10 protein-coding genes are annotated in these 14,455 nt (G+C 26.9%); 7 read left to right on the plus strand and 3 right to left on the minus strand.

Annotated features, from left to right (window positions below):
• Positions 1–210 precede the first annotated feature (210 nt).
• Positions 211–1,554 carry a magnesium transporter gene (mgtE, locus tag ATCC9714_RS04525; protein ID WP_021128648.1) on the plus strand — a complete coding sequence of 448 codons (1,344 nt, stop codon included), beginning with the start codon at positions 211–213 and terminating at the stop codon, positions 1,552–1,554.
• Between the two features lie 43 nt (positions 1,555–1,597).
• Here the strand turns inward: mgtE and ATCC9714_RS04530 are convergent, their stop codons facing one another.
• The 3 genes from ATCC9714_RS04530 to ATCC9714_RS04540 form a co-directional block, all read right to left on the minus strand.
• Positions 1,598–3,466 (minus strand): hypothetical protein, encoded by a 1,869-nt coding sequence (locus ATCC9714_RS04530; RefSeq protein ID WP_057544585.1) that lies wholly within the window; start codon positions 3,464–3,466, stop codon positions 1,598–1,600.
• Positions 3,467–5,560 carry an efflux RND transporter permease subunit gene (locus ATCC9714_RS04535; RefSeq protein WP_057544587.1) on the minus strand — a complete coding sequence of 698 codons (2,094 nt, stop codon included), beginning with the start codon at positions 5,558–5,560 and terminating at the stop codon, positions 3,467–3,469.
• Positions 5,561–5,634: 74 nt separating this feature from the next.
• Positions 5,635–6,300: a TetR/AcrR family transcriptional regulator gene (locus ATCC9714_RS04540; protein WP_021128645.1), complete on the minus strand. Its 666-nt coding sequence runs from the start codon at positions 6,298–6,300 to the stop codon at positions 5,635–5,637.
• Between the two features lie 178 nt (positions 6,301–6,478).
• Between ATCC9714_RS04540 and ATCC9714_RS04545 the strand changes: the two genes are divergently transcribed.
• The 6 genes from ATCC9714_RS04545 (at position 6,479) to htpG (ending at position 14,212) form a co-directional block, all read left to right on the plus strand.
• Positions 6,479–6,838 carry a hypothetical protein gene (locus tag ATCC9714_RS04545; RefSeq protein WP_021128644.1) on the plus strand — a complete coding sequence of 120 codons (360 nt, stop codon included), beginning with the start codon at positions 6,479–6,481 and terminating at the stop codon, positions 6,836–6,838.
• 105 nt (positions 6,839–6,943) lie between these two features.
• On the plus strand, positions 6,944–7,339 hold the full coding sequence (locus ATCC9714_RS04550) for an HsmA family protein (RefSeq protein WP_021123418.1): 396 nt from the start codon (positions 6,944–6,946) through the stop codon (positions 7,337–7,339).
• A 384-nt stretch (positions 7,340–7,723) separates the two neighbouring features.
• On the plus strand, positions 7,724–8,191 hold the full coding sequence (locus ATCC9714_RS04555) for a MarR family winged helix-turn-helix transcriptional regulator (protein ID WP_021123419.1): 468 nt from the start codon (positions 7,724–7,726) through the stop codon (positions 8,189–8,191).
• A 335-nt stretch (positions 8,192–8,526) separates the two neighbouring features.
• Positions 8,527–9,822 carry an alpha-glucosidase/alpha-galactosidase gene (gene melA, locus ATCC9714_RS04560; RefSeq protein ID WP_057544588.1) on the plus strand — a complete coding sequence of 432 codons (1,296 nt, stop codon included), beginning with the start codon at positions 8,527–8,529 and terminating at the stop codon, positions 9,820–9,822.
• A gap of 497 nt (positions 9,823–10,319) precedes the next feature.
• The gene (locus ATCC9714_RS04565; protein ID WP_057544589.1) at positions 10,320–12,053 is read left to right on the plus strand and encodes a methyl-accepting chemotaxis protein; all 1,734 of its coding nucleotides are present in this window, start codon (positions 10,320–10,322) and stop codon (positions 12,051–12,053) included.
• Positions 12,054–12,352: 299 nt separating this feature from the next.
• Positions 12,353–14,212 carry a molecular chaperone HtpG gene (gene htpG, locus ATCC9714_RS04570; RefSeq protein ID WP_057544591.1) on the plus strand — a complete coding sequence of 620 codons (1,860 nt, stop codon included), beginning with the start codon at positions 12,353–12,355 and terminating at the stop codon, positions 14,210–14,212.
• Positions 14,213–14,455 lie beyond the last annotated feature (243 nt).

Raw genomic sequence — 14,455 nt, forward strand, 5'->3', positions numbered from 1 at the left:
CACAAAAAAGTTATTGACATTATCAACATATAAGCATATTATAAAAAAGTTAGAAATATTATTTGAAATATACAATTAAAATATAGAAAGTAGGTGGTATTAATGGATCCGAGCCCTGAGAGGAAAAATTTAGTGAAATCAAAAAATAAACTAGATAAGGACATTAATACCATTATTTATTTTTGTCCTATCTAATAGTAGGAGAATAATATGAAAACAAATATAAGTAAATTAGAACTAGAGAAGTTTTTACTTCATGCTCCACAAGATAAGGTAATAGAGCATGTAAAATCTATTCATCCAGTTGATGTATTAGATATAATAAGAGAAAATGAAGCTGATAGTTATGATATTTTAAATCGATTGCCAGAAAACTATATAGCTTCTATAATTGATGAAGCTGATATTGAAGAAAAATATGAAATTTTAAGAAGATTTTCTGAAAATAAGCAAAAAAATATTATTGAAGAGATGTCTTCAGATGAATTAACAGATTTATTGGGTTCTTTAGATGAAGAAAATACTAGAAAAATTTTAGAAAAGATGACAGATGAAGATGCAAGACATGTTCGTCAGCTATTAAGTTATGCGCCAGATACAGCAGCAGGTATAATGGCAACTGAATTTATATCTATAAAAGAAAATATGACAGTAGGATCTACCTTAGAATATTTGCAAACTTGTGGTAGAGAAATAGGAAATATATATGAATTATATGTAATTGATAAACTTTATAAATTAAAAGGAAGCATTTCTCTAAAGGAATTAGTTACTCATAAATTTGAGACATTAATTTCTGAAATACTTAAAACTGAAGTTGAGTGTATCCCCTATGATATGGACCAAGAAGAAGTTGGACATATATTTGAAAAGTATGGGTATTTAACAATGCCTGTAGTAGATAGCCATCAAAGATTATTAGGAATTATAACATTTGATGATGTTATTCAAATATTAAGAGATGAATCTACTGAAGATATACATCGTCTTGGAGGGGTAGACGAAGGAGAACGAATAAATGGAACATTAATGGAGTCTGTAAAAAGTAGACTTCCATGGCTTGTAATAAATCTTGCAACAGCTATTTTAGCATCTTCCGTAGTTGGATTATTTGAAGGTACTATAGAAAAAGTTGTTTCACTAGCTACATTTATGCCAATAGTAGCTGGTATGGGTGGTAATGCAGGAACACAAACTTTAACAATAATAGTTAGAGGTTTGGCATTAGGTGAATTAAGTTATAGTAATATGAAAAGAACTTTATTTAAAGAGTTGGGAATAGGAGCTATAACAGGTATTTCAATTGGTGCAATAATAGCAGTTCTTGGGTATTTATGGGAAGGAAAGATTATATTTGGATTAGTAATAGGAATAGCTATGATATTAAATATGGTAGTAGCAACTGTTTCTGGATACTTAGTTCCTATTGCACTTAAAAAATTAAAAATAGATCCAGCATTAGCATCATCAATATTTGTAACTACATTTACAGATGTATTAGGATTTTTCTTTTTCTTAGGATTAGGAACTATGTTTATACATTATTTAGTATAAAAAATAGCTGTTTCAAAGTTAGTTAACTTTGAAACAGCTATTTTTAATTGTTTATTTTCATTATAAATTTAACACTGCCATTCATATCTTTATTTTTACCAGCAAAGTTATTATATTCTTTAGATAATTTAACTATTTCATCTTTTATATCCATTAAACCATTTATATTTGATAGTTTTGTATTTCCTTCTTTATAAAGTTTATCTAATCCTTGAGTTTTTAATTTTGATACACCATTATATAAATCGCTAGAGCCTTTTGCTAAGGCATTAGTTCCTTTTAGCAATTTAGATGAATTAGTAGTTAAGCTATTTGTTCCATCTACTAAACTTTTTCCACCTTGTGCTAATTGATTTGTACCTTTACTTAATTCATCAGTTCCAGATACAAGTTTTTTACTACCTTCTTCTAACTGATTTGTAGCTGAAGATAACTGTTTTGAACTTTCACTAAGGGTTTTACAACCATCGGATAGAGCTTTTAAATTAGAATTAAAACTATCAGATCCAGCCTTTAAATTACTTAAACCATCACTTAGACTGCTTGCACCATTTGCAGCAGTTAAAACTCCGTTTTTCAAAGAGCTAAGGCCATCTCTTTGACCTTGAGATACTTGATTTAGTGATCCGGAGATATTTCTTAATTGACCAGCAACATCTGGATTAGATTCTTCAATCATAGAAGCTAAATTTACTAAGCCTCCAGCAAGTTGATCAATATTATTTGTTGAACCTATTAAGCCATCGATTCCACCAACTCCATTATTTAAACCAGAGGATAAATTATCTGCACCGCTCTTTGCATTTGATATACCATTATTTATATTTGAGTAAGCTTCGTAAAGTTTATCTGTGTTTGATGAAAAGCTACTAACTCCTTCATTAAACTTAGATTGAGATGAATTTAGTTGACTAAGTCCAGAACTTAAACTTTTTGCACCTGAATTTAGTGTTGGAGCAGATTGATTTAGTTTATTTATTCCTTCGCTTAAACTTGTTGACCCTTTGGCTAAAGATTTTACACCTTCATCAAATTTTGCAAAGTTTGAATTTAATTCATTATTTCCATCTAGTAATTTTTTTGAACCATCTAAAAGGTCATCTCCACCTTTTTTTAAGTTATTTAAAGATTTTGATAAATCGTTTAATGTAGAGTTTTCATCAATTCCTTTAAGCTCAGGTAGTTTTGGAGTAGAAACTATCATTATATTAGGCATTTCAAATTTGTTTGTTTGACCTTCTATTACTAGAGTGTCTTCTAAATCAATATACTTTTGTAAATCTTTATCAAGATCTAGTGTTTCTTTTAGCCCGGGGAAAGATGTAAAAGTTATGCTACTATTTTTACCGTCATCAATAAGCTCACCGCTATTAATTTTTATATTTTTAAAATTATCTCTTTGGAATAACACTTCAGTAGCCGTTAAAAATGGTACGTACATTTCTTTTGTAGTATTGTTTATTTTACGATTTCGTTTTTCATTATTATTTAACTTTATAGTTATTTTAAATTTACCTGATTTTCCTTTTATATCTTTAGCAGTAACTTTCTTATTATTTAATTCATATTTTATATCAACGTCAATAGGTAGTTTTTCTTTACTATCTCCTTTATAATATAAATCTTCATTATTTACATTCCAAGTTATTTTATCACCATCTATTTTAGGTTTTTCATCTCCTTTTACATTTGTTATATTTTTTAAGTTGCTGTAATCTTTAAATTCACCGAGCTTTTTATCTGAATTTATCCAAGTGGAAACTATAGTTTTATCAATATTACCATCTTCTTTTAAAATCGTATAAACAGTTTCATCTTTTTTAGTATCAGCAAAAGCTATGCCAGTATTTAAAAATATCATCAAAGTTGTTAAAGTTGCTATTGTTGCCTTTGGTAAATTAACTTTTTTCATTTAAATTTCCCCCTTATTTAAATTTGAAGATTTTTTAGGTATAAAGTTTTTACTAGTTTTTATGATTAAACTGTTAAAAGTTAATAGTATAGCAGGAAGCATAAAAATTATAATAAACATACTTATAATTGCTCCACGAGCCATAAGACTACATAAAGCACTTATCATTTCAAGTTTTGATATAAGTCCAACTCCAATAGTTGCTGAGAAAAATGATAAAGCACTTGTAACTATTGATCTTGCACTACTTTGAATTGAAACTCTCATAGCTTCAAATTTATTTTCATTAACAGATAATTCTTCTTTATATCTAGAGGTTAATAAAATAGCATAATCAACAGTTGCTCCAAGTTGTATAGTACCTATAACAATGGAAGCTATAAATGGTTCTATAGTATTAGTGTAATAAGGTATGCCCAAATTTATAAAAATTGCAGATTCAATAGCTAAAACCAAGATAACTGGAAGCGAAATAGATTTAAATACTACTGCTATAATTACGAATATAGCAATTATAGATACAAAACTTACAGTTTTAAAATCTGTATCAGCAATCTTTATTAAGTCATCAGTAAGAGGGGCTTCGCCACCTACTAAACCATTTTTATCATATTTATGAACTATTTCATTTAATTTTTTTATTTGAATACCAGCTTCATCTGTTGCAGCTCTATACTTAGAATTTACTATTAGTTGTTCATATCCACCTGATTTAACTGAATTTAGTAGATTACTTGGAAGGATATCTTGAACTACTGAAGGACCTATTATTTTTTCAAGGGCTACAACTGAATTTATTCCATCAAGATTTTCAATTTCTTTTATCATTTGTTCCACTTTATAAGGTTTAAGACTATCTTTGACTAACACTATATTAGTGCTATTCATGTTATAATCTTTTTTTAACTTATTTGTTGCAATAATAGAAGGTAAGTTATCAGGTAGTGATTCATCTAGGTTGTAGTATACCTTTGCATTTGTAGAACCTATTATTGATGGAATAAAAAGTAATAGGAAAAAAACTACTAATTTTTTATAATGTTTAACAACTATCTCAGATGATTTTTTAAATGTAGGTAGGATTGGTCTGTGTTTGTATTTATGAATTTGTTTATCAAAAATTAATATTAATGCAGGTAAAACTGTAACTGTACATATAACACCAAGCAAAACTCCTTTAGCCATAACTAAGCCCATATCCATGCCTAGTGCTAAGTCCATTGCACAAAGTGCTAAAAATCCTGCAATAGTAGTTAAAGAACTACCAAATATTGATGTTGTAGTATTTTGAATTGCTATAGCCATAGCATCTATATGACTATCATATTTATCTCTCTCTTCATCATACCTATGTAGTAAAAATATTGAATAATCCATTGTGACTCCAAGTTGTAAAACTGCACTTAAGGCTTTTGTTATATAGGAAATTTCACCAAATATTATATTACTACCAAAGTTATAAATTATTGCAAAACCTATGCTTAGTAAAAATATAAAAGGTGTAACATAGGAATCCATTGTAAAAGATAAAACGATTAAAGTTAATATAACTGCAATTACCACATATAAAGGAGTTTCTTTATCTGATATATCTTTAGTATCTTTTATAATACTGGCCATACCACTTAAAAAGGCTTGATTACCAGTTATATTTCTTATGCTTTCAACTGCATTTAGAGTTTTCAATGAAGCAGAGCCTTCTTCAAGTTTTATAACCATTAAAGTTGAATTGTCCGTGTATAAAAGGTCGTTTATATCTTTTGGAAGCATTTCTTTTGGAACTGATAAGTCGAGAAAATCATCTATCCATAAGACATCTACAACTCCATCAACCTTAGATACTTTTTCTTTTAACTTAGAAACATTTTTGTCTTCCATATTTTCTACTATCAACATAGCAAGTGATCCACAATTGAAATCTTCTTTTAAAATTTTTTCTGCTTGAGTTGTTGATAAGTTATCAGGTAAGTAACTTAAAATATCATAATTTATGTCTGTCTTTAAAAATCCTATTGCTGATGGGATTAGTAACAGTATTGCTATTACTAATATTAATTTGCTTTTTTTAGCTATTAACTTAGATAATCCCCTCATAGCCTATTTCCCCCTTTAAAAATATTAGGCATGCCCAAATTGGTTTATAGGATAGATTGTAGGAGGAGTACAACCTATCTGTCAAGTACATTTATTTTATTTGTTATATTAAAAATATCTATATCTTTGATTTCTTCTTTAGTTTTTGATATTATTTCAAAGACTTTTTCATGAGATATATCAAGTAGTAAAAGTCTTGTCTTTATAGTGCTTTCAATTATTTGGTCTAATGTTAAATCTATATTATCTTTATAAAATCTTCTAAGTAACTCATTTTCACCAGCAGAACCTATTACAACACTTAAACTTATTTGCTCATTACTAAATTTATAATTTATATTTTTAAGATTAGCTTTTAAAATATCTTCTAAAGTTTTTAAATATTCTTTTCTAACAGAGTCAATTTCAGATGCTTCTATATACATTCTAAATAAAGGTTGGTTAGTTGCGATTACTTTTATATATATGTATTGAGTTATTGCATAACTAAGTAGAGGATCTAAAGATTCATTAGATGATTTACTAATATAAGAGTAGATCTTTTCTATAAGGTCTTTATATAAGAAAAGGACAATATCTTCTTTTTTCTTAAAATAGTAATATAAATGTCCCCTGCCTAAATTACATACCTCAGCGATTTGCCTTATTGTAGTTTTTGTATAACCTTGACTTATAAAAAGCTTAGAAGCTTCTTTTATTATAATATTTTTCAAATCTTCTTTATTATTATCAATATCCATTTTTATTTACCCCCATTTTTATTTATAATACTATTTTATCAATATTTTAAAAATTATGTAAACACAATAAATAGTAATGTTACGAAAATGTAATCTAGATGTAACAAACATCGATGTTTTTAACCTATAAAATTAGCTATAATTATCTCATAAAGAAATTTATACAGGAGGGTAGATAATGAAAAGATTAACTGGTTTTATGGGTTTAGTTTTATTAGTAACGACTATTGTTGGAACATTAACTTATAGCCAAAGTACTTACACAAAAGCTGAAAATCAAATGATTGAATTTGCAAACAAGAAAATGGAACAGATATATTCTGTAAAAATAGATAAAAATAATTTACGTTATAGCATTGGAGAGCAAGTACAAAAAAATAAATTAAAAAAGATTCAAGACAAATCAAATAGTGAAGTAGTAGCTATAACAGCAACTAACTTAGAAAAATTAAAAAAGGGAAATGTTTTATCATACTCTTTTAAGTATGACTTTAAAGATAAAAAAGTTATAAGTCATGATTTAAAGTTTTTAAAGTAATTTAAAGTAAAAATTTAACAAAAGTGTTTTAACTTCCAATTTAGTGGTATAAATACCAATGTAAAATAATAAGTTAGCATGCAAACTAAGTTGGAGGTAATCAAAATGAGTACTAAATTAATAGTTGCTATAATAGCAATTTCACTAGCATTAGTATTTTATACAATAGGTGTTTTTAGTGAGAGAAAAGCTGGTATATTAAAGAAAAATCACGTTATAATGTTTTATTTAGGTTTAATATGTGATACAACAGGGACAATGCTTATGAAATCATTAGCAGAATCAAAAGCAATTCCAATTTCATCTACTGCATTAACAATTCATGGTGTTACAGGAACAATTGCAATTTTATTAATGTTATTTCATGCCGTATGGGCTACATGGGTACTTTACAAAAATGATAAATCAAAACAAAAAGTATTCCATAAATTCAGTATATTTGTTTGGTGTGTATGGTTAATACCTTATATAATAGGAGCAGTAATAGGTATGACTCATTAAATAAAAAGGGATGTATCAAAATATTTTAGAAAACATAAATATTTTGATATATCCCTTTTTTATTATAAATTTGTTTTTATATAATATCATAGTGGCTTTAAAAATAGTTTAATATATAAGCTATTTTAATATGAAATTAATTATGTATTATGTCATAAAAGTGATATATATGATGCAGAAATAATTTTATTGAAGAAATTTCCGCGGAAATAAATATTAATTAGAAAAATAACAATATAGAAAAATCAAAAGATTTCAGTTTTTTGTGGATACATTGAACAAACTTAGAAATAATGATAAAATTAGTTTTAGAATAGTTTAATATTAAATTATATAATAAACTAAATGTTTTAATATAAAACCAACATTAAAGGGGACAGACATATGGACAATAAAGACCGAAGAATTAGGAAAGCAAGAGAAGTTTTACAGTCATTTTTTTCTGTAGCTAAACTTGCCAATGACTTTGCAAGGAAAAATGCAGAAGAACTAGGTGTTACATTTCAACAATTATCAGTAATCAATACTTTAAAAATATATCCTGGTGTAACTTTAAAGAAATTATCAGAAAAATTACCTATGCAACTTTCACTTAGCTCATTAAGTTTAATAGTTGAAAAATTAGTAGTGTTAAAATTAGTTGAACGAGAAATAAGTCAGCAAGACAGAAGAGCTGTTAAGCTAAGATTAACAGAAGCTGGTTTAAATATAGCTATTGAATCTGAAGAAAAAGCGTATTCCTTTAATGCGATGAATTCTGCACTTGCAAGAATGAATCCAAAAGATGTAGAGACTTTATTAAACTTACATAATGAATTATTGCTAAATTTAAAAGAAATTAAAGGTGTTTAATTAAGGTGAAGAAAACGTAATCTATAGTAGGTTGCGTTTTCTTATTTTAAGATGTGAAAATGTTTGCTAAAAGTGGAAAGTTATGATATTTTAAAGCTAGAATTAAATATTATAATATTAACGAAGTGGATTAAAAATAGGAAATTTATTATTTAAATATCCTATTTTTAATCCTAAAGCTAAAAATAAAACTTTATAAGTGTATTGTAATGATGTAGGGAAATACTTTTTAAAGATATCATAATTGATTTGAAAATAATACACAAATGGATTAAAATTGAGTTTTTCTGGAGTGAAATAGTAATTTTATAAATTTGTAAATAAGGGGTGTATTTATGGGGAAAATAACATTCTTAGGAGTAGGAAGTGCTATATTTGCAAAAAATGTTTTAGGGGATTGTATGTTAACTGAAGCTTTAAGAGACTTTGAAATAGCTTTATACGATATAGATGAAAAAAGATTGGATGAATCTTATAATATGTTGAGTATTATAAATAAAACTTTAAACAAGTCTCGAGCTAATATTAATAAATATAAAGATAGAAAAGAAGCTTTAAGAGGAGCTAAATATATAGTTAACGCAATTCAAGTTGGAGGATACGATCCATGTACTATAACTGATTTTGAAGTACCTAAAAAATATGGACTTAGACAAACTATTGGAGATACATTGGGAATTGGAGGCATATTTAGGGGACTTAGAACAATTCCTGTAATGCTAGACTTTGCAAAGGATATAGAAGAAGTATGTCCAGATGCGTTGTTACTTAATTATACAAATCCAATGTCTATGATTACGCTAGCTATGATAAAAGGAACTAAAGTGAAAACGGTAGGACTTTGTCACTCTGTTCAAACTTGTGCATCAGATTTATTATCAAAACTAAATATGTCAACAGAAGGTATTAGTTATAAAATTGCAGGAATAAACCATATGGGTTGGTTACTTGAAATAACTAAAGATGGAAAAGATTTATATCCTGAAATAAAAGAAAGAGCAAATGCATTGGGTAAACATGATGATATGATTAGATTTGAACTTATGAAACAATTTGGGTATTATGTAACTGAATCTAGTGAACATAATGCAGAATATTTACCGTATTTTATAAAAAACACACATCCAGAGCTTATAGAAAAATATAATATACCACTAGACGAATACCCAAGAAGATGTATATCTCAAATTGAAAACTGGGATAAACGTAAAAAGGATTTAGTCAACAATGAAAAAATTAATCATAAGAGAACAAAAGAATATGCTTCATATATAATGGAAGCAATAGAGACTGGTAGACCTTATACATTTGGAGGAAATGTTTTAAATACGGGGCTTATAACTAACTTACCAAATGACTGTTGTGTAGAAGTAACTTGCTTAGCTGATAAAAATGGAATTACTCCATGTTATGTAGGAGAATTACCTATTCAATTAGCAGCACTTAATAGAACTAATGTAAATGTACAGTTACTTACAGTAGAAGCAGCTTTAACAAGAAATAAAGATTATATTTATTATGCTGCTATGTTAGATCCACATACTTCGTCAGAGTTAAGTATAGATGAGATTAAAAATTTAGTAGATGACTTAATCAAAGAACATGGAGACTGGTTGCCCAAATTTAAATAAATATAAAAAAGACAGGTGCTGATGCCTGTCTTTTTTGTGTATAAAATTTTGAAAGAAGTACTATCTAAAAAAAATTTATGTATTTAGATTATATCCAAAGTATATTAAATCGATACTATCTATTTAATATTTAATCATGACTTTTAAGAAGTAATTGATAAGATTAAAATTTGTTAAAAAAATATTTATAAAAAATAAAAAAATATTTAAATATACAGAATTAAAAAAGAAAACGATAATATTTAAATTGAAAATGTTTTTTTCATGATTTTTAGGTAAAATCGCCTTATTTACCATTATTTTACAATAAATATAGGGCTAAAGAAAAGTATTTAACTTACGTATAACATACACAGTGAAATTTGCAATTTTTTATTTAGGTTTTTAGAAATTAAATATTTAGCCAGATATATAAGAAACTTAAGTAAAATTATGCCTTGAAAATAAAATAAAAAAATAAATTAAATTTTAAAATAAGCTATAGAAAGGAAGAAAATATGAGAGACTTAAAAATAGGAAGAAAATTAAGTATATCTTTTATGATAATACTTTTATTATTAGCTTGTACTAGTATTTATACAATATCAAAGCTAAAAAAATCAGAAAAACTAAGTGATGAATTATTTAAAGGACCATATGAAACTACTACAGAATCTATGGGAGTTCGTAGAGATTTAGTTTCTATAGGAAGAAATATTGGAAACTCAATGCTAAGAGAAAATCCACAAGAATACAGAGAAGTGATATTAAAAGATTTTGAAAGTATAGATCAAAGAATAAATGTAATTCGTGAGTCATTTAAAGGAGAAAGTACTTTAGTAGATGATCTTAAAAATTCAATAGATAATTTAAGACAACAATATGAAGCAGTATATCCTATAATGCAACAAGGAAATTATAAAGCTGCAAAAGATATGACAGCTAAAGGTACAGCATATTATAATGCTTATGATAAATCTGTAGAGGCATCTATTAAGGTTAATGATGAATCAGAAAAGTATGGTATAGAATTTAATCAAGGTGTAAAACATGAGTCAAACAGTGCTATTGTAGCATCTATAGCAATTAGTGTAATTACTATAATAATAGGAATAGTTATATGCTTATATATAACAAGACTTTTAACTGAAGCTGTAAAAGAAATTGAAGAGGCTGCAGATAAAATGGCAGATGGAGATTTCGATATAAATATATCTTATGAATCAAAAGATGAATTAGGATCTTTAGCTGACAGCATGAGAAGAATGAGTTGTAAAACTAAAGAGATAATAGGAGATACAGTTAGAGTACTTGCAAATGTGGCAGAAGGTAATTTTGATGTTGAACCTAATGTAGAATATGTTGGAGTATTTGAAGAAATAGAAAAATCTATAGTTCATATAACTGAAGACTTAAGTGAAACAATGGCTCAAATAAATGGAGCGGCTGAAGAAGTTGGAGCGGCATCAGACCAAGTTGCAAGTGGATCTCAAATGTTATCACAAGGGGCAACGGAACAAGCAAGTGCAATAGAAGAATTATCTGCAACTATAATAGAAATATCTGAAAAGATAAATGAAACTGCAGAAAATGCTAAAAAAGCAAATTCACTAACAACTAACTCTGCTAGTCAAGTTAAAGCAGGTAATGAACAAATGAAACAAATGGTTAAGGCTATGGAAGAGATTTCAACTACATCTAATGAAATAGGTAGAATAATAAAAACAATAGATGATATAGCATTCCAAACAAATATACTAGCACTTAATGCAGCTGTTGAAGCAGCAAGAGCTGGAGAAGCTGGTAAAGGATTTGCAGTTGTTGCAGATGAAGTTAGAAATCTTGCGGCTAAATCTGCTGAAGCGGCTCAAAATACAGCTACACTTATTGAAAATGCAATATTAGCAGTCGATAAAGGAACTGAAATAGTAGATTCTACTGCAGAATCACTTCAAAGAATAATAAATACTTCTAATAGAACTAAGACAGTTGTTGACGATATAGCTAAGGCATCAGAAGAACAAGCAGATGCTATTAATCAAGTTACACAAGGCGTTGGACAAATTTCTGAAGTAGTTCAAACTAACTCTGCAACTTCAGAAGAAAGTGCAGCTAGTAGTGAAGAATTAAGTGGACAAGCTCAAATGTTAAAATCACTTATTGAAAACTTTAGATTAAAAAGAAGTAAAGATTCAAAAAAAACTTTAAGTTTTAATGATGAAGACTATTTTAATATGAATGAGAATATGTAATATTAAATAACAAAAAAGACAGGTACCGATTCCTGTCTTTTTTTTATTAGTGGATTAATGAAAAATTGTATCAGATGTATTTGTATTGAAACAAACCATATAAAAAAGAAATTGAGCTTAGTAAAAGTATTTCCAGATAATAAGAATTTAATACCATTTATTAAAAAAATAATAAAAATTTTTAAAAGTAATTTATCACTCTGCACTTGACAGTGCTAACAAAGATGCTAGAATATTAGATATGGGGAAAAATTTTATCCCGAAATTTATTTACATAGAGAATAAGGAGGAGATAAAATATGGAAAATAAAAGAGGTAATATATCAATACATACGGAAAATATATTTCCAATAATAAAAAAATGGTTATATTCTGATAAGGACATCTTTATAAGAGAACTTATAAGTAATGGGTGTGATGCGATAAACAAATATAAAAAATTGGTTTCTTTGGGAGAAGTAAAAAATAGCAATCAAGAAGAATATAAAATAGATGTAACTATAGATAAAGAAAATCAATTACTTATATTTGAAGACAATGGTATAGGTATGACTGAAGAGGAAGTTGAGAAATATATAAATCAGGTTGCTTTTTCTGGAGCTGAAGATTTTGTAAATAAATATAAAGATAAAGTAAGTGAAGAAAGTGATATAATAGGTCACTTTGGACTTGGATTTTACTCAGCTTTTATGGTAGCTAAAAAAGTTCAAATAGACACACTATCATATAAAGAAAATGAACAAGCTGTTAGATGGATTAGCGAAGGGCAAACTGAATATGAAATAGGACAAAGTGATTCAAGAAAAGAAAGAGGAACAACTATAACTTTATTTTTAGATGAGGATAGCAAAGAATTTTTAGAAGAATATGAAGTGAGAAATATAATAGATAAGTATTGTTCATTCTTACCTGTAGATATATACCTACATGTAAAAGGAAAAGAAGAGAAAGAAGAAGATGAAAAAACATTAAATGATACATATCCATTATGGTTAAAATCACCAAAAGATTGTACAGATGAGGAATACAAAGAGTTTTATAGAAAAGTATTTAAAACATTTGATGAACCGTTATTTTGGATACATTTAAATGTAGATTATCCATTTAACTTAAAAGGAATATTATATTTCCCTAAATTAAAAAATGAATTTGAATTAATAGAAGGAAAAGTTAAATTATACAACAATCAAGTTTTCGTTGCAGATAATATAAAAGAAGTTATACCAGAGTTTTTATTACTACTTAAAGGTGTAATAGACTGCCCAGACTTACCATTAAATGTATCTAGAAGTTTCTTACAAAATGATAAAGATGTAAGTAAAATTTCTAAACATATAGTTAAAAAGGTTGCAGATAAATTAAAAGCATTACACAAAAACGAAAAAGAAAACTATGAAAAATTCTGGGATGATATACAAGTATTTATTAAATTTGGATGCTTAAAAGATGAAAGTTTTTACGATAAAATAAAAGATATAATATTATATAAAACAATAAATAATGAATATTTGACTTTAAATGAATATCTAGAAAATTGTAAAGAAAAACATGAAAATAAAGTATTTTATGTAAGTGATGAAGAACAACAGTCTCAATATATAAAATTATTTAAAGACTATAATCTTGATGCAGTTATACTAGATTCAACTATAGATAATCATTTTATGTCATTTATTGAGTATAAAAATCCAGGTGTAGTATTTAATAGAATAGATGCAGACTTATCTGAGGTTTTAAAAGATAAAAAAGATGATGAAAATAAAGAAGAAAAAGTTAATATAGAAAACTTATTTAAAGAGGTTGTAGGAGATAAGGTAAAGGCTTATTCTGTTGAAAGTTTAAAAAGTGAAGATACTACAGCAATAATATTAGTATCAGAACAATCAAGAAGAATGGCAGAAATGAAATCTCAGTTTGCTGGAATGGATCTTGGAATGAATTTTGAAGAAGAAAAGACTTTAGTTATAAATGATAATAGTCCTATAATTAAAAAACTTATGGACATAAAAGATGATGAAAGTAAAAAAGATAAAGTTAGTTTAATATGTAATCAAATTTTAGATATTGCATTACTTGCTAACAAAGAGTTAGATGCAAAAGAACTAGATGAGTTTATAAAGAGAAACAACAAGCTTATTAATATGGTTATATCTTTATAGAAGATTTTGCCCCTTATAAAATTTTATAAGGGGCTTTTTATATCTTTTAAATGCCTCTAAAATGCTGATTTTAAAGAAGTCTAACAATTATGTAATATTAAAAGAGTAGTATTACATATCTGTTAGGGTTCTTTAAAACTTTATATGTTAACATATTATTAAAGATTTGAAATAGAATATAAATTTAAAAACTATAAAATCAGCTCATAATTAAATTTTATTAATTACTGTATGTTGACAACT

Origin of the sequence: Paraclostridium sordellii (assembly GCF_000953675.1) — a bacterium.
GTDB lineage: Bacteria > Bacillota > Clostridia > Peptostreptococcales > Peptostreptococcaceae > Paraclostridium > Paraclostridium sordellii.